The 16,892-nt window shown below is 61.9% G+C and carries 17 protein-coding genes, 1 tRNA gene and 1 pseudogene; 11 read left to right on the top strand and 8 right to left on the bottom strand.

What is annotated here, in order from left to right:
• On the top strand, positions 1–253 hold a 253-nt coding region (locus tag IM708_RS15475; RefSeq protein ID WP_209427483.1), incomplete at its 5' end, for a hypothetical protein.
• 160 nt (positions 254–413) lie between these two features.
• On the opposite strand, the gene IM708_RS15470 is transcribed toward IM708_RS15475, so the two are convergent.
• The 3 genes from IM708_RS15470 to IM708_RS15460 all read right to left on the bottom strand — a co-directional run bounded on the left by IM708_RS15470 (position 414) and on the right by IM708_RS15460 (position 3,782).
• Entirely contained in the window at positions 414–1,343 is a 930-nt protein-coding gene (locus IM708_RS15470) for an IS1595 family transposase (protein ID WP_209427482.1), read from the bottom strand.
• Between the two features lie 122 nt (positions 1,344–1,465).
• A complete protein-coding gene (gene radC / locus IM708_RS15465) occupies positions 1,466–2,239 on the bottom strand; it encodes a DNA repair protein RadC (RefSeq protein WP_209427481.1) in 774 nt (257 codons plus the stop codon).
• Between the two features lie 172 nt (positions 2,240–2,411).
• Positions 2,412–3,782: a 3-deoxy-7-phosphoheptulonate synthase class II gene (locus IM708_RS15460; RefSeq protein WP_209427480.1), complete on the bottom strand. Its 1,371-nt coding sequence runs from the start codon at positions 3,780–3,782 to the stop codon at positions 2,412–2,414.
• A gap of 318 nt (positions 3,783–4,100) precedes the next feature.
• Between IM708_RS15460 and IM708_RS15455 the strand changes: the two genes are divergently transcribed.
• From IM708_RS15455 to IM708_RS15415, 9 genes are all read left to right on the top strand, one after another.
• Positions 4,101–5,063, top strand: a complete 963-nt coding sequence (locus tag IM708_RS15455; protein WP_245243233.1) for a GlxA family transcriptional regulator — start codon at positions 4,101–4,103, stop codon at positions 5,061–5,063.
• 126 nt (positions 5,064–5,189) lie between these two features.
• Positions 5,190–6,371 (top strand): ABC transporter substrate-binding protein, encoded by a 1,182-nt coding sequence (locus IM708_RS15450; RefSeq protein ID WP_209427479.1) that lies wholly within the window; start codon positions 5,190–5,192, stop codon positions 6,369–6,371.
• 109 nt (positions 6,372–6,480) lie between these two features.
• A complete protein-coding gene (locus tag IM708_RS15445; RefSeq protein WP_209427478.1) occupies positions 6,481–7,272 on the top strand; it encodes an ABC transporter ATP-binding protein in 792 nt (263 codons plus the stop codon).
• The gene (locus IM708_RS15440; protein WP_209427477.1) at positions 7,265–7,975 is read left to right on the top strand and encodes an ABC transporter ATP-binding protein; all 711 of its coding nucleotides are present in this window, start codon (positions 7,265–7,267) and stop codon (positions 7,973–7,975) included. Before IM708_RS15445 ends, IM708_RS15440 begins: the two co-directional genes overlap by 8 nt.
• A gap of 3 nt (positions 7,976–7,978) precedes the next feature.
• Positions 7,979–8,989 carry a branched-chain amino acid ABC transporter permease gene (locus tag IM708_RS15435; RefSeq protein WP_209427476.1) on the top strand — a complete coding sequence of 337 codons (1,011 nt, stop codon included), beginning with the start codon at positions 7,979–7,981 and terminating at the stop codon, positions 8,987–8,989.
• The gene (locus IM708_RS15430; RefSeq protein WP_209427475.1) at positions 8,986–10,290 is read left to right on the top strand and encodes a branched-chain amino acid ABC transporter permease; all 1,305 of its coding nucleotides are present in this window, start codon (positions 8,986–8,988) and stop codon (positions 10,288–10,290) included. Before IM708_RS15435 ends, IM708_RS15430 begins: the two co-directional genes overlap by 4 nt.
• Before the next feature lies 1 nt (position 10,291).
• A complete protein-coding gene (locus IM708_RS15425) occupies positions 10,292–10,900 on the top strand; it encodes a nucleotidyltransferase family protein (RefSeq protein WP_209427474.1) in 609 nt (202 codons plus the stop codon).
• 56 nt (positions 10,901–10,956) lie between these two features.
• Positions 10,957–11,031, top strand: a tRNA-Gln gene (locus tag IM708_RS15420).
• A gap of 98 nt (positions 11,032–11,129) precedes the next feature.
• Positions 11,130–13,322 carry a DUF6538 domain-containing protein gene (locus tag IM708_RS15415; RefSeq protein ID WP_209427473.1) on the top strand — a complete coding sequence of 731 codons (2,193 nt, stop codon included), beginning with the start codon at positions 11,130–11,132 and terminating at the stop codon, positions 13,320–13,322.
• A gap of 778 nt (positions 13,323–14,100) precedes the next feature.
• Here IM708_RS15415 and IM708_RS15410 read toward each other — a convergent pair.
• From IM708_RS15410 to IM708_RS15390, 5 genes are all read right to left on the bottom strand, one after another.
• Positions 14,101–14,241: a hypothetical protein gene (locus tag IM708_RS15410; RefSeq protein WP_209427472.1), complete on the bottom strand. Its 141-nt coding sequence runs from the start codon at positions 14,239–14,241 to the stop codon at positions 14,101–14,103.
• Between the two features lie 239 nt (positions 14,242–14,480).
• Positions 14,481–14,906 carry a hypothetical protein gene (locus IM708_RS15405; protein WP_209427471.1) on the bottom strand — a complete coding sequence of 142 codons (426 nt, stop codon included), beginning with the start codon at positions 14,904–14,906 and terminating at the stop codon, positions 14,481–14,483.
• Positions 14,903–15,463, bottom strand: coding sequence for a hypothetical protein (locus IM708_RS15400; RefSeq protein ID WP_209427470.1), 561 nt, complete (start codon positions 15,461–15,463; stop codon positions 14,903–14,905). The genes IM708_RS15405 and IM708_RS15400 overlap by 4 nt, the downstream gene beginning before the upstream one ends.
• A gap of 107 nt (positions 15,464–15,570) precedes the next feature.
• Positions 15,571–15,960, bottom strand: coding sequence for a hypothetical protein (locus tag IM708_RS15395; protein WP_209427469.1), 390 nt, complete (start codon positions 15,958–15,960; stop codon positions 15,571–15,573).
• Positions 15,961–16,052: 92 nt separating this feature from the next.
• Complete coding sequence (locus IM708_RS15390; protein WP_209427468.1) at positions 16,053–16,412, bottom strand: hypothetical protein; 360 nt, start codon at positions 16,410–16,412, stop codon at positions 16,053–16,055.
• A 124-nt stretch (positions 16,413–16,536) separates the two neighbouring features.
• Here IM708_RS15390 and IM708_RS15385 point away from each other — a divergent pair.
• Positions 16,537–16,662 (top strand): annotated as a pseudogene (locus IM708_RS15385) (transposase); the annotation flags it as partial.
• Between the last annotated feature and the right edge of the window lie 230 nt (positions 16,663–16,892).

The raw sequence follows: 16,892 nt of genomic DNA, 5'->3' as shown, positions 1-16,892 counted from the left end.
CAGAAACCTGCTTGCGATTTGCCCTGACGAGCGCGCACACCATTTGGTCGAGAGCGGATCGCAAATTGTGCACCACATCGCCCGCAATAACGCTGAGTTCGCCCGGGGGGCATGCATTCACCCGGACACAGTAGACCTGATCTCCGGTTCTCTCGTCACTCTAGACCATCAGTTCGTATGGATTACTTTCAAAGAAGACCCGCATGGTCTGCTGGAAATCCGAAAGGTGGCGCTTTGCGCGCTCGACCTTTAGTTTCGGGCCAAGAAGGGGGATTGGCGTGGCCACATTTGAAGACACAGTGAAGAACCTTCTCAAGATGAAGCCGAAGCCCCACAAGGGGGACTCGACTCCACCTGAGAGTCAATCCTCAGACGACCAATCGTCCAGCAAGCGCGCGACCAAGTCGCGGAACTCAGGCGAAGATTGAGTCAGCCCGCCGATAAGTGAGGCGACGGCCTTCCGCGCCCTTGAGGATCGCGTTAGCGCGCATCGTGTCGTCCACGTCCAGCGCGATGCGGTGGTTGTAGCGGAAGGCAAACTCTGCGGTGTAGCGGTGCAGGTGCTGGCGTCCGCAGTGCTGATAGATGCCCTTCATGCCGCGCTTGAAGATGGAGAAATAACCTTCCAGCGTGTTCGTGTGGGCTTCACCGCGCCCGTACTCGCCCGCGCCGTGGTTGACGGTCAGGTGTCCGGCGAACATTCCATCAAGGTGGCGGTAATAGGACGCCTCATCGGTGGACATGCGGGCCTCACGGGCGACGTTTTCCTTGAGGATCGGGTCAATGTCTTTGCGCGAGACATGGTCGATGACCATATTGCGGATCTTGCCGGTGGTGCGATCCACAAGAGCGAGAACTTTCATCTTCTGGCGATAGCCCAGCTTGTTCTTGGCGTAGCGCGTGAACTTGGGGTCTTTGCCGATGAACGTTTCGTCGGATTCGACAATGCCGCCGCCCGATCCCATCGGGGTTTTATCGTCATTGCGCATCGCTTCGCGGATACGATGGAACATGAACCATGCGGTCTTGTAGGTAACGCCGATGGTGCGGTGCAATTGATGGGCGCTGTAGCCCTTCTTGGAGGAAGCCATAAGAAACGTCGCCAGCATCCACTTGTTCAGCGGAACCTTGGAGCGCTCAAAGACGGTGCCGACAGTGACGGTGAACTGCTTGCGGCAATCGCCGCACTGGAAAAGGCCGGGGCGATGCTTGGAACCTTCCAGTCTTTTGCACTTTTCGGTGCCGCCGCAATGCGGGCAGAACACGCCATTTGCCCAACGCGAGGCTTCAAGGTATTCGCGGGCCGCGTCGGCGTCATTGAAAATGGGGTCTGTGAGGTTCATAGCGATATCTCCTTGAACCCAATATGCAAAACCGCGCTTGCTTTGTCAAGTATATAATCGCCCCAAATTTGGACCGCGGTCCTCGAAGGTCTTGAATCGCTCCAATCGGACCCGCGACGGGCTCAGATCAGGCCCAGCGTCCTGAAGCTTGCTTCGCGTTCCTTGCCGATGATCAGGTGGTCGTGAAGCGTGATCGACAGCGCCTCCGCGGCCAGCCGGATCTGCTCGGTCATGGCGATGTCTGCCTGGCTGGGGCTGGGGTCGCCGGAGGGATGGTTATGCACCAGGATGAGCGCCGAGGCGTTCAACTCCAACGCCCGCCGCAGCACCTCGCGCGGATAGACCGGCACGTGATCGACCGTCCCGCGCCCCTGCTCCTCGTCCGCGATCAGGCAGTTCTTGCGGTCCAGGAACAGCACCCGGAAATGCTCGGTCTCCCGATGCGCCATCGCCGTGTGACAGTAATCCAGCAGCGCGTCCCAACTGGAAATGACCCGCCGGTTGAGAACCCTCGCCCGCGCCAGCCGCAACGCCATCGCCTCGGCTAGCTTCAACTCCACCACCACCGCCTCGCCCACCCCCGGCACCTTGGTCAGTCGCGCGGCCGGAGCGGACACCACGGCCGCCAGATCGCCGAAGACTTCGATCAGATGCCGCGCCAACGGCTTCACATCCTGCCGCGGAATCGCCCGGAACAGCAGCAGTTCCAGCAATTCGTAGTCAGGCATCGCCTGCGCGCCCCCGTGCAGGAAACGCTCCCGCAGCCGCTTGCGGTGGTCGCGTATATAGGACGGCAGCTTCGCGCCCTCCGTCAGAGGCGCGGGCACCGCCTCGTCCTCGCCGGCCGGTGCAAACAGCGGCAGAGGCAACTCGGAAAGGGCGGGGTCGCGCGGCATGGAAAAGTCTTGGCGCCTCATTGTTGAAGAATGGTTTAACGGTTGGCGAGAGACCAAGTCGGTGAGGGAGAGTACGCGGCAAAGCAACCGGGTGCTGGCATACAACCCGTGCCAACGTATTCTCCGGACTCGTCAGGCGATTCGCTACTCAAGATCCGAAGCGTCTGAAAGATCAGAGAGCGCGACGCTTCAGGTCCGCACGCCGGTCGGAGAGTTCTTCACTCACAAGGAAGGCGAGCTCGAGCGACTGACTGGCGTTCAGTCTCGGGTCGCAAGCGGTATGGTAGCGGTCCGACAGATCCTCATCGGTAACCGCGCGCAACCCGCCCGTGCATTCGGTCACGTCCTTGCCGGTCATCTCGAAATGCACGCCGCCCGGGATGGTGCCCTCGGACTTGTGGACGGCGAAGAAATCGCGAACTTCCTGCAGTACGCGCTCGAACGGTCGCGTCTTGTAGCCCGAGGCCGACTTGATCGTGTTGCCGTGCATCGGATCGCAAACCCAGAGCACTTTCGCGCCTTCCTCCTGCACGGCGCGGATCAGTCGTGGCAGGTGCTCTGATGCCTTGCCGGCCCCGAAGCGCGCGATCAGGGTCAGTCGGCCCGCTTCATTCGCTGGGTTGAGCCGTGCGATCAGACGCTTGAGGTCCTCCGCGTTCAGGGTCGGGCCGCATTTCAAACCGATCGGGTTCTGCACGCCGCTGCAGAATTCGACATGCGCCCCGTCCGGCTGCCGGGTCCGGTCGCCGATCCAAAGCATGTGCCCCGACCCCGCGACCGGAAGCCCTGTGGTGGTATCAATACGGCAAAGCGCTTCCTCGTACTCCAAGAGCAATGCCTCATGAGACGTGTAGAAATCCACCTCGGAGATTGCCGGCGCTGTCTCGCTGCTGATCCCTGCCGCCGTCATGAATTCCAGGGCATCGGCAATCCGATCTGAGAGCGCACGGTAGCGTTCGGCGTTGCCGCCCGAGGCAAAGCCGAGCGTCCAGTTGTGGACCCGATGGATATCGGCGAAGCCGCCTTTGGAGAAAGCCCGCAGCAAGTTCAGACTGGCCGCGGCCTGAGTATAGGCCTGCAGCATTCGACTGGGGTCGGGCGCACGCGCTTCGGCCGTGAAGTCGAAGCCGTTGACGATGTCGCCGCGATAACTTGGCAACTCTTGCCCGCCCACGACTTCGGTCGGAGCAGAGCGTGGCTTGGCGAATTGGCCGGCCATCCGCCCCACCTTGATTACGGGAACCTTGGCGCCGAAGGTCAGAACGATCGCCATCTGCAGCAGCACCTTGAAGGTGTCGCGAATGATGTCCGCGTTGAACTCTGCAAAGCTCTCGGCGCAGTCTCCGCCTTGCAACAGAAACGCGCGACCGGCCGCCGCTTCGCCCAGCCGCGCCTTCAGCGCACGCGCCTCGCCGGCAAAGACGAGCGGTGGATACTTGCTCAGTTGAGCCTCGGCGGCTCCGAGTGCCTGCGCATCGGGATATTCCGGCATCTGTACGCGCGGTTTCGTGCGCCAGCCCGACTTGATCCAGTGATCGCTCATCGCTCGTCTCCTTCGGGAACGGCGCAGTCGCACGCCGTTGCGCCGTTTCCTACAGGAAGCGACGGCCCCATGCCAACCCGGAAGGCCCTCGCTCGCGTTGCATTGCTTCGGCTGCGCGCATTCGCTAAGCGAAGAGATGATGTAGCCCAGCCATGGCGAGGCACGCCAATGAGCGGAAACAGACCCGACGCTGGGGGTTCAGCGCGTCCGCAGCCGAGGCGAGGCGGACTGGTTTCGCACGCGCCGGCATCACCTGGCGCATCGACCCTTCCCATCCGGCATCGTCGCTTCTTTTTCGTGTTACTCGACCGTTTCACGATGCTTGCATTCGCCTCGGCAGTCGAGCCCTTGCGGATCGCCAATCGGATGAGCGGGCAGACACTTTACAGTTTCACGCTGCTTTCTGAGACAGGAGAGCCGGTGCGCTGTTCGAACGGGGCACGTCTGATCGTGGATGGTCCGCTGGGCGAGGTGGGGCACGACGACGTGGTGATCGTTTGTGGCGGGTCCGAAATCCGCACGACATCGGCGCGAGGGGTGATCAACTGGCTGCGCCGCATCGGTCGAAAGGGGCCGGTGATCGGTGGGGTTTGCACGGGAGCGCATACGCTGGCCGAAGCCGGGTTGCTGAACGGGCGACGGGCGACCATCCACTGGGAGAATTACGATGGCTTCATCGAGGAATTCCCGGATGTCGTGCTCACGCGCTCGGTCTTCGTGATCGATGGCAACCGGATGACAAGTGCCGGCGGCACCGCTTCGATCGACTTGATCCTCGCGCTGATCGCCGACGATCATGGCAAGGATCTGGCCAACGCGGTGTCCGATCAACTGATCCATGCTGCGATCCGAACCGATCGCGATATGCAGCGCCTTTCGATACCGACGAGGATCGGCGTCAGGCATCCTCGGCTTAGTCGGGTGATCGAGACGATGGAAGCGAGTATTGAAGACCCGGTTTCGCCGGCCGAACTGGCTGAGGATGTCGGCATGTCGACACGTCAGCTCGAGCGCCTGTTCCGGCGCTACCTGAACCGTAGTCCAAAGCGCTACTACATGGAGTTGCGTCTGGCAAAGGCGCGGAACCTGCTGATGCAGACCGACTTGAGCGTGATCAACGTGGCGCTCGCCTGCGGGTTCGCCTCTCCCTCGCATTTTTCGAAATGCTACCGCGCCCAGTATGGAACGACGCCCTATCGCGAACGGGGTGCGCAGGGCATCGAAGACGAGGCTGGCGCGGAACCCGCTGGTCCGGAGTGGGACTCCGCGGGCGAGCCTTGATTTCCGAGCGCAGCCGCAGCGTTCACTGGCGGTATTTTGACCAGTAACCCCCGGCAAATCCCTCTGTTCAATGATGAAACCGGAGTCTAAGCTGGCTCGGCAACGATAAGCTCAAGGGAGTGAACCATGAAGAAACTGCTATTTGCGACCGCCGTTTCGGCGCTGGCTGCCGGGGGCGCTTTTGCGCAAGAGGTGCGGATAGGCATCCTCCTAGGCTTCACCGGACCGATCGAATCGATCACCCCGCATATGGCCGATGGCGCCGAAGTGGCGTTCGCCGAAATCAACGAGAGCGGTGAGTGGCTGGGCGGCCAGACCATCGCGTCAGTACGCGCCGACACCGGCTGCGTCGACTCGTCGCTGGCTCAGGCTTCGGCGGAGCGACTGATTTCGTCCGAGGGGGCGATCGCGATCATGGGTGCGGATTGTTCCGGCGTGACGCGCGCAGTGCTGGAGAATGTCGCCATGGCGACAGGTGTTCCGATGATCTCGCCCTCGGCTACCTCGCCCGGCTTCACCACCTTCGATTCGGGCGGGCTATTCTACCGCACGGCGCCCTCCGACGCGCGGCAGGGACAGCTTCTTTCCGATATCGTGCTCGGCCGTGGGATCGACACCGTCGCGGTTACGCATACCAACAACGACTACGGCGCGGGTCTGGCCAACGCCTTCGTCGAGAACTTCACCGCAGCGGGTGGTACGGTGACGACCACTATCCCGCATGAGGAAGCGCGCGGCGACTATTCGGCCGAAGTGGGTTCGCTGGCGTCGGCTGGCGGCGACGCGCTGATGGTGCTGGGCTATGTCGATGGCGGTACAAACATCATCCGAACCGCCTACGAGCTGGGTGCCTTCGAGACCTTCTTCGTCGGCGACGGCGTCTTCACCGAAGACATGCCGAACATCGTCGGCGAGGCTGCCGCGGGCGTGGTCGGCACAGTCCCGTCGTCGGTCGGCACAGCCGCCGAGAACTGGGAGCGCGTCGGGACCGACAGCGGCATCAACTGGTCGTCATCGTTTGTGGCAGAAAGCTATGACGCCGCCGCGTTGCTGGCGCTTGCGGCCCAGGCTGCGGGTGAGGCCACGTCGGCCGGGATCGCCGCGAACGTACTTCGTGTTGCCAACGGCCCGGGCGAAGAGATCCACGCGGGCGATCTTGCGCGCGGCTTGCAGATTCTCGCCGAAGGCGGGGAGATCGACTATGTCGGCGCCACCGGTGTCAACCTGATCGGGCCAGGCGAAGCCGCCGGCACCTACCGCGAGTACATGTTCGAGGATGGTCAGTTGACGACGGTGCAGTTCCACTGAGACTTGTGCCCTCGGCGAACCGAGGGTATCGGCCCGGGGAGTTCACCCTCCCCGGGCTTTTTTGAAAGCCCACCCGTCAAGAGGGGGCCGCATACGACAGGGAGCTGCGATGATCAGGGTCGAGAACCTGCACAAGCACTTTGGTGGCTTTCATGCCGTCGATGGCGCGTCGCTTCAGATCGCTCCGGGGTCGATCACCGGACTCATCGGTCCAAATGGGGCGGGCAAAACGACGCTTTTCAACGTGATTGCCGGAGTGTTGGAGCCAACCTCAGGCAAGGTCTGGATGGACGGCGAAGATATCACCGGTCTGCCGCCGCACGAGCTGTTCCACAAAGGTCTTTTGCGCACTTTCCAGATTGCACACGAGTTCCATTCGATGACCGTGCGCGAGAACCTGATGATGGTGCCCCCGCGCCAAACCGGCGAGGACTTGTGGAACACATGGTTCCACCGCAACCGTATCCGCCGCGAGGAGGAGGAAATCCGCAGTCGCGCCGACGAAGTTCTAGAATTCCTGACCATCGACCACATCGCGGGCGAGAAGGCGAGCAATATCTCTGGCGGGCAGAAGAAGCTCTTGGAACTTGGCCGGACGATGATGACCGATGCGAAGATTGTCTTCCTTGACGAGGTTGGCGCCGGCGTCAATCGCACACTGCTCAACACAATCGCCGATGCCATTGTCCGGCTCAACCAGGAGCGGGGCTACACTTTTGTCGTAATCGAGCACGACATGGATTTCATCGGGCGCATCTGCGACCCCGTCATCTGCATGGCAGAGGGGAAAGTGTTGGCCGAGGGCTCGCTTGACGAGATCAAGGCAAACGAAGCGGTGATCGAGGCCTATCTCGGCACCGGACTGAAGAACAAGGTGGTCCAGGAGGCGGGTCATGTCTGAACCCGTGCTCATCGGCGAGGGCATGACCGGCGGCTATGGCGGCGCCGACATCCTGCATTCCTGCACCATTGCAGTCGACAAAGGCCAGATCGCGGTGATTGTGGGGCCGAACGGCGCCGGCAAGTCGACGGCGATGAAGGCTGTCTTCGGCATGCTGAACCTGCGCGAGGGCCAGGTGCGATTGATGGGGGAGGACATTTCGGCTTTGACGCCGCAGGCGCGCGTGCGCAAGGGCATGGGCTTCGTGCCGCAAAACGCCAACATCTTCCCTTCGATGACGGTCGAGGAGAACCTGGAGATGGGTGCCTTCATCCGTGAAGACGATTTTCGCGGCACCATGGATCAGGTTTTCGAGTTGTTTCCGATCCTGCGTGACAAGCGGCGCCAGGCAGCAGGAGAGCTTTCCGGGGGGCAGCGCCAGCAGGTTGCGGTTGGTCGGGCGCTGATGACAAAACCTTCGGTGCTGATGCTCGACGAGCCGACCGCCGGCGTCTCGCCTATCGTCATGGACGAGCTTTTCGACCGGATCATCGAAGTGGCCCGCACCGGCATCTCTATCCTGATGGTGGAGCAGAACGCCCGGCAGGCGCTGGCGATCGCCAGCAAGGGCTATGTTCTCGTGCAGGGCCAGAACCGCTACATCGACACCGGGCAGGCACTTCTGGCCGATCCCGAAGTGCGCAAGTCCTTCCTGGGAGGCTGACCGATGGAACTGCTCAACGCGATCGTTGTGCTGGCGAATTTCGTTCTGATCCCAGCGTTGGCTTACGGCAGCCAGATCGCGCTCGGGGCGCTCGGGATCACACTTATCTACGGAATTCTGCGCTTCGCGCATTTCGCGCATGGCGACATCATGGCGTTCGGCACCGGCATCGTGATCCTGGTGACATGGTGGCTGCAGGGTCAGGGGATTGGATTGGGGCCGTTTCCCACGGCACTTCTGGCACTGCCCGTGGGTATCGTTGCCACGGTCCTCTATTTGCTCGCCGCCGACCGGACGGTCTACCGATTCTACCGGAAAGTGAAGGCAAAGCCGATGATCCTGGTCATGGCCTCGCTGGGCGTCATGTTCGTCACCAACGGCATTACGCGCCTGATCATGGGGCCAAGCGAGCAACGTTTCGCGGATGGGGAGCGGTTCATCATCTCGGTGCGTGACTTCCGGGACTGGACGGGGCTGGCCGAGGGTCTGGCATTTCGGTCCGCTCAAGCTCTCACCATTGTGGTCGCGTTGATCGCCATGAGCTTGCTGTTCTGGTTTCTCAATCGCACCCGCGCTGGCAAGTCCATGCGCGCCTATTCGGACAATGAGGACTTGGCGCTTCTTTCAGGGATCAACCCGGAACGCGTCGTGGTCATCACCTGGGCGATCGCCGGTACGCTCATGGTGCTTGCCGGAACGCTATACGGGCTCGACAAGAGCTATCGGCCGTTCACCTACTTCCAATTGCTTCTTCCCTTCTTCGCCGCCGCAATCGTTGGCGGTCTGGGCAATCCGATGGGGGCAATCATCGGTGGCTATGTCGTGGCTTTTGCGGAGATGGGCATCACCTATGCCTGGCGGCGCGTTGTCGGCTATCTTGGCCCCGAGGGATGGGAGCCCGCAGGACTGATGCAGATACTGCCGGTAGACTACAAGTTCGCTGTCACCTTCGGCATCCTCGTTCTGGTGCTGATCTTCCGACCGACAGGTATCTTCAAGGGGCGCACGCTATGACCGGGTATCTTCGCAACGTCGCGTTGTTCGCGGTAATGGGCGTCGCGCTCGCGCTCACCGGGATGTACCAGAGTTGGGTTCTGGCACTAACGATTCTGAACATGAGCTTGATTTCAGCGGTAATGGCGCTGGGGGTCAACATCCAGTGGGGCTATGCGGGGCTATTCAATGTCGGCGTGATGGGGTTCACCGCCTTCGGGGGATTGGCGGCCGTCCTGATCGCGATGCCGCCCGTCCCTGAGGCATGGGCTGTCGGTGGCTTTGGCGCGGTACTTGGCCTGATGCTGGGCGCGGGAACAATTTTTGCTGCGATTCTGATCTGGAAACGACTCCCTCCCGGCAAGCTGCGTGTGCTTGCTCTGATCTTGACGCTCGTCGTCGGCTACATGATCACTCGCTTTGTCTTTGCCCCCGCCACCGCGGCTATCGAGCGCATCAACCCGGCCACCGAGGGTTATCTCGGCGGGTTGGGTCTACCGGTGATCCTGTCCTGGCCGGTGGGCGCGGTCATGGCCGCAGGGCTTGCATGGGTCGTTGGCAAGATCGCGCTTGGGTTGCGATCGGACTATCTGGCCATCGCGACGCTCGGGATATCCGAAATCGTGATAGCCGTACTGAAGTTCGAGGCATGGCTCACTCGCGGCGTAAATAACGTCGTTGGCATACCCCGCGCCGTACCCCGGCCGGTGACGCTGCAGCAGTACGACTGGGTTCAGGGAGTGTCGCAGCGACTGGGGCTTGGCCTTTCTGATACTGCACGGGTGATCGAACTGACCGGCTACGCCTTGCTCTTTGTTCTGGTTCTGGCCGTGCTGATATGGCTTTCGGAAAACGCGCTGAACTCTCCCTGGGGTCGAATGATGCGCGCGATTCGCGACAACGAAACTGCAGCACGTGCGATGGGCAAGGACGTGACCCGCCGGCACCTCATGGTTTTCGTGCTCGGTTCGGGCGTTTGCGGTCTTGCTGGGGCGATGATGGTCACGCTTGACGGTCAGTTGACGCCGGGCAGCTATGAACCTCTGCGCTTTACCTTCCTGATCTGGGTGATGGTGATCGTGGGCGGTTCGGGGAACAACTGGGGTGCTGTGCTGGGCGGCTTCGTGATCTGGTTTCTTTGGGTTCAAGCAGAGCCTGCCGGACGCTGGCTGATGGATGCGCTGACTTCGGGTCTTGGAGTTGAAAGCGCGCTTCGTTCGCACTTGATGGATCAGTCAGCGCATACCCGTCTTATCATGATGGGCCTCGCGCTGCTGCTGATGCTGCGTTTCGCACCGCGCGGGCTAATTCCCGAGAAGTGAGGTGTCACTCGCTGCAGTCTTGCTGGCCGCAGGGCGCTCACGCAGGATGCGAGGGCGCGACAAGCTTCTGGAGGAAATAGAAGGCACGCCGCTACTGCGCAGGATGGTGGAACGCATCCTTGCCGCGCAGATAGGTCCCTTAGCCGTGACCCTGCCACCGCGCGCACTAGACCGCGACGCCTGTCTTGCGGGCTTGCCGATCGAGAGGTTGCGCATTGCGGATGCCAGTGAGGGGCTTAGCGCGTCATTGAGAAGAGCGGCGCGATGGGCGCAAGACATCGAAGCATGCGGTCTGATGATCTGCCCCGCCGACATGCCGGACCTGACGCAAGACGATTTCGCGCAGATGGCGGCGTCGTTCAGCGCCGATGGCCCCCCGATCCGGGCGACTTCGATCTCTGGAAGACCTGGTCATCCCGTGGTATTTCCCACGCGCTATCTCCCTGAGTTTTCCGCTTTATCCGGTGACGCCGGAGCGCGCGCGCTCTTGCGCACCTATCCACCTTTTCTGGTCGCCCTGCCCGGGACGCACGCCACTACGGATCTGGACACGCCAGAGGACTGGTCGCGCTGGCGCGAGACTTCCGGGCAGCCTCGCACGGAGGCATGATTTTCACCAATCTCCCCTTGCACGGCATTTCGCGCTTGGCTACAAGCCGGCGCAGTTGGGGCGTAGCCAAGTGGTAAGGCAACGGTTTTTGGTACCGTGTACCGTAGGTTCGAATCCTACCGCCCCAGCCATGTTTTCCTCAAATCACCCGAAAACCCAAGGAAATAGGGTCGCAAAGGCCCGTTCCGGAAACGCTGTGTCATACCCCGCTCCGGGTGTGACACAAACTGTGACACAGACCGCGCCACAGGCGGGGGTGCGCCCCTCCGCCGCGGTCCTTCCCCTGCCGTGCCGCCGGCCGCGGCCGGCAGGTCCCTATCTCCAGCGCCGCGGCCATGTCTTCTACTTCCGGAAACGTTTACCCAACGTCATCCGGCAAAGTTGCGGTCGCGCGTTTTGCTGTCTCTCGCTTCGAACCCCTCTACTGCTCGAGGCGATGAGCCGGGCGGCTCGTCTCCTCGCAGTTTTGAAATGCGTAGAGACGAGTATCATGAGTGACCTGAACAACCCGACACTGACCCCGGAAAAGATCAACGCCCTTCTGGGCGAGGTCCTCCGGGGAGAGCTGGCCCGCATCCTGTCCGAACAGGACCACGGTCCGGTACTCTCGGACGCCGAGATCGACCGGCGCATCGCGGCGCTCGAAGCGCGGCGCAACGACCTCCGCCGTGGCGCCCGGCGCCAGGATTTCAGGGCCCTGGAGGCGCCGGTGACGGGTGCCGCCCGGGCGCTCAATCTTGAGATCGCCGCACCGCTGCCGGCCGACCTCGGCCGCCGTGCCGTCGACCTCGTCCGCGAGATCGCCGAACTCGAAGCGGACGTGCTCGATGGCGGGGACGCCCGCACGGAAGCTTTGCCCCTCGTCGGGCGGTATTCCGCGGCGGCTGTGGATGACTTCACCCGCGCGCCGATCCTCCTGTCTGCCGCCTGGACCCGCACCCTCAACATGTACCCGACCAAGGCGATGAAGGGGAATATCGACGCGATCGGACAGGTCGCGCTCGACTACTTCGGTGACGTCCCGGTCACGTCGATCTCGGCGGAAGACCAAGAGAAGTTCTTTCTCTGGATGGCGCGGCTGCCGAAGCGTCACGGTAGGGCGCATGGCAAGAACCGTTTCACGGAGAAAGCCCGGCGGGAAGGCCGGCTCCTGAAGGAGACGGTCCAGCTTTCAAAGCACGACGAGATCGCCAAGGCGGATCTCGAGGACGAGGCGATCATGCAAGAGATCCGCGCCCGAACCGATATCTCCGATATCGAGAAGCGCGCCCTCCTGTCCGAGCGGCTCACACCGCGGCTGGCGATGAAGACGATCAAGCGGAACCGCGACGGTCTCAACCGACTCTTCAAGGGAGCGGCCGACCTCGGTTGCCGGAATGCGCCGGTGGCGATTTCCTACAAGGTGATCGAGCGTGCGCTGGCCGCCGCGGCCCCGGACGACCCCCTCTACGTGCGCGTGACGCAACCCAAGATCCGCATGCCCTGGACCGAGGAACGGCTGGCCGGATTTCTGACAAGTCCGATCTACACCGGCTGCTTTTCCGCTCACCGACGGTGGCGGTCCGGTGAGGTCATCATCCGCGACGCGCTCTACTGGGTGCCGCTGATCGTGCTGACGCTCGGAAGCCGGATCGAGGAAATCCTGCTCCTGAAGCGGAAGAACCTGCTCCTGCGCAACAGCGTGCACTGCCTCGCGATCGGTCTTGACCCGGACCAGGGCGGCAAGACCGAGGACGCCCAGCGTGTCGTCCCGGTTCCGCAACTCCTGCTGGATCTCGGCTTCGTCGAGTGGGTGCGCGACCTCGACGACGAACATGGCCCGCTGCTCTTCCCCGATGCCGCCCAGCGCTCCGAGATCAATGATCTCACCGGCCCATTCAGCAAGGCGCTCAACCGCATTCTCGACAGGCTCGGCCTCGGCGACTTCGACGAGGACTTCTACGCCATGCGCAAAACGCTCAGTTCGATGCTGCATTTGTCGGGCGTCACCGAGGGGCAGCGCCAGGCGCTTGCGGGACACCGACGCGGCACGGTGCTGAACCGACACTACACGGCGCACAATACCCGTCACTTGAAGGCGGCCGTGGATCGGGCCGACTTCCGCCTCGAAATCGACTATAGTCCGCGGCACGGATTTCCTGTTATCGCATCATGCGATCTCGCCGAACAGGAAAGCCTGGCGGTCGACGTGACGCTCGATCACTTGGGAGAGGCAGAGCGCATCACTGTCATCGCACCGGGAACGCAGGACGAACTGTTCCAGTTCGACCGGGTCGATCCCGAGAGCGGCGATCGGCTTCCCCGCTCGGTTGTTCGTGAAGCCGCCAAGGCGTTTCGGGAACTCATCGGCAGTCGGTCCATGCGCCTGCCACGCAACCCCATGAAGCGATCGGCGATCGAGCATTTCCATGCCTTGGGATGAGAGGCACGAGAGGATGCGGGAGTGGAATCAGCCTCAGATGGAAGGGGGAGGGGGTGCAACCTGCGCATTGCTGCGCTGGCGCGCGATGTAAGCTGCGGGCGGATCTTTCGTGATAGTGAACCGATGACACACGAGCCTGCGTGCGACGGGGCCGAGACGCCTCGGTGTCTCGGAGAGCATCGCCTTCAAGTATAGCGATCACGGAATCATAATCCGCGTGTCGGGGGTTCAAGTCCCTCCTCCGCTACCAAATTTTCTGTGTATCTTCAGCGATCTGCGTGCTTTCGGTCCGTCTCCTGCAAGTTGGTGCTCACCCGAGACTGCGCGGAGACTGCGCGGCTCACAGTCGATGGGTTGGTTGCTTCTATCGAGAGAATCGGGATGAGCATCGCGCGGAATTAGCATAGTTGGGCCTGCATGCGAAGTCCCTGCGGCCGATGGTCGTTGCGGCTTGATGAAGTACGAACCAGTGCTTCTGGCACCCCTCGGTAGGCCAAGAAATTTGTAGGGCGATCTCGCACGCGATCGTGATGTCTCGTTTCGCACTTCGACATGGTGAGGACGAACCAGCTAACGACGAAGAGCCGGTCCTTGATGTCGCTGCTGCCAGCGCGGATGCACTTCTCAAACCGGTCCGCGCGCCCTCCCGGACCATCACCCAGGGCTTTGGGCTCTTGCTTCTGGGCTTCGCCGGACTGCCCATTGTGGCCAGAGCATGATGAAGGTCATTGATTTGCGAGATCGGCGCGACAGTCGTCTGCGCAGGGCGGGTGCATGACTACGTGCCGCGCCGGCGGATCGCCTGCGCCTTTGCCGCCGGCCCCGAACTGGAGCGGCTGACGCCCGAGGGCTGGTTGGTCGTCCGCGTGAGATGCGCGATGCCGAGGCCGGTCAGTAGAGCTGGGTCTGCTTCCGACACTACTGTGGCGATACGATCCGGCACACTACAGAGGTCAGACGTTCAGCGGTCCATTCCCAGCAGATCCTTGTAATTGCGCAGTTCGGCAATGAACTCCGTTGGTAATGCGCACTTAGGTGGGCGCGTCGGCATGGGTGCAGCAGAAGGAGATTCGCCGACGCGCCTACTGCCGGTGATCCGGCCGGCAGCATGGGCTGGTTGGCCCTCAAGTGCGGCGCCCGACGCGGGCGCCGCAAGGTTCAGTCCGCCAAGGAGCCGGCGATTGAGGCGGCGCGCGCAGTGTCGAGCACACGCACGATCGCGGTCCTGAGCAGTCGCAAATCATCGACAACGGGTTCGAGAGCGCGGGCTCGGTCGTCGAGATAGACAACCGGATAACCGCCCCGGACATGATGAGCGTCGGCTTCCCAACCGATATGCGTTCCCGCCGCGAACAAACGCTCGATCTCAGCTATGAAAGCGTCGATATCGCGCACCATCGACTCCTCGAAAAATGCTCCATTTTCGAGTTTCCGGCCCAGCCATTCGGCGAACGTCCGACGCGCGGGTGGAAGGGCCGGAACAACGGTCCCGATGAGTTGGTCCCGCACCGTCCGCGCGAGACCGAACGCTTCGGCTGCGCTTTTTCGGAGGTCATCGAGGTCCTCGTTAACCGATCTACTCATGCGAATGCTCCCGGTCTGTGCGAAAGTTTCTTGCGCGACCTTCGCTCAACCACGAATGGCCGCACCGTTCGCCGTCGACGCGAGCGACCTCGACCCGGGTGCTGCGCGGTTCCCGGGGCTACGCGGGCTGCGGGCTGCTCAGGCACAAGCAGTCCCGTCAGACGCTCGAGCGCGAAGCGTTCCAGGCAACCCATTCGCGGCGTGGCGGTGTTTCTGTCCAACAGAAATCCGGGGTCATTGAGCGGCACCACGATTTGCTGGCTCAGCAGAAAGAACGTCGGCTCTTGCAACCCTGCAATGCGAAGCTCATGCGGAGATTGCACGAGCAACCCCAATTCGCTTTGAATTGGCGGATGAGCCGCAACGCTGGACGCGAGGACGGCATAGCGCCCGCCGAGCACCGTGCCAACTTCGATCACGAGACACGGACGCCCGACAGCCATAGCGCCCAGCGCGATGCCGGTTAAGGTGACTTCAAAGAGGACGACGTCGCCAACCTTGAGGCACTTCTGCCACGGCGCGCCGTTGCGACGAATGTTGACGCTGCGAAGATTCATGTTGGTCTCCTTGACGCCAGCGTCGCGGCACCTGCCGCGTGTTGTTTGCGCTGGCGTCGTCAAGAACTGTCGGCCGGAGAAGCCGACAGCTGTGGGCGTTCTTTGCTTTACGCCGCCTTCTGTTTCTGGGGGCGAGGATCTATACGCAGCCCAGAGCGGTCGAGTGCATCGGTGTAGCCATCGGTGAGAAGACAAAGTTCTTCGACCACAGGATCGTCTGGATTGATCATTGCGAAGAACCCCGCTTCGTCCCGGCTGTCATCGTGCACATGATCGAGTGCCAACAGCGCCCGCAACGCTTCCAGCGCCCGAACTGTCGATGCGGATATCTCCCCGCCGACGGCGAGACGCTCGATAATCGACTGCGCCAGTTCCCTGCCGCGACGGCCACCGAGCATCGTAGCCGCGCCGACGATCCCCTCCATGTTTTCGGCCATGAACACCTGGATCGGAGCAGGGATGGCGGTTGCTGTAACGAGGTCGATTGTGTCGAACATGGTAGCCTCCAGTTCATTGTCCGGATCGGGGCCGGGTCAAGTTCTCCTCCTCCTCTACTTTTCTCTGTCTGGCAGACTGTGCGATCCGGCCCTCACAAGTGGGGGCCGGATCGACACAGCTGCTCGGTTTGACAACCTGCGCTTCTCGATGCTGTGGACGGCTGTCCCGTGGTGACTCGCCAACGGTCCTGCCCAAGAAAGAGGTATGGGTTCTTCTCGTCGCCATGCAGCAGTGCGTTCTCACGGATGTTGTCGACATAGGCGCGGCGCAGACGGCTCGCTGCTTCCCCGAGCAGAATCGGCAGATCTGGATCACCGCGCCGGCGCAGCTTCTCCTCGGTGGCCGGAATCTGGACCGTCACCAGATCCCCGTCACATCCGATCCAGTCGAGCCGGATTCCTATCAGGATCTCGCTGCGCGGACCGCGCTTCAGCATGATGGCATGTGCCAAAGCCCGCGCTCGGGTCCGTATCGATCCTTCACTTACTCGACGACGCGACTTGCGCCAGGGCCGCCCCGTTCGAACACCACGGCACGATCCGGCGTGCAGGCGCACGGATGACGGACCAAGACGCGTGCCTTACTGCTTCGGCATCCGATCGGAACGGCGGCTGTGCGAGGAGGTGCATCTCAACCTGGCCTATCGGTGGTTCTGCCGACTCGATCTGACCGCGCCGGTTCCAGACCATTCCAGCTTTTCAAATAAGAACGTCAGGCGAACGGCTGCTCGGAACCTATTCTGTTAAAAAAACGGACCTTCCAAAAACTGTCTGATTTGTCAGAACATGGTTCTGCCAGCGAACGCTCTTGCGAACATGATTTTCAAATCAGTGCATGAGCGGGAAGAATTTCTGCCGATCGGTCTTCGTTCTGCCGCTCTCCGAGTTCTTCAACAGAATAAGCCGATCAGCGACATTTGGGCGAAGCGCGG

It is taken from the genome of Pararhodobacter sp. SW119 (genome assembly GCF_017811755.1).
Lineage (GTDB): Bacteria > Pseudomonadota > Alphaproteobacteria > Rhodobacterales > Rhodobacteraceae > Pararhodobacter.
The sequence above is the reverse complement of the archived record's forward strand: the minus strand, read 5'-3'. Positions and strand labels throughout refer to the sequence as shown.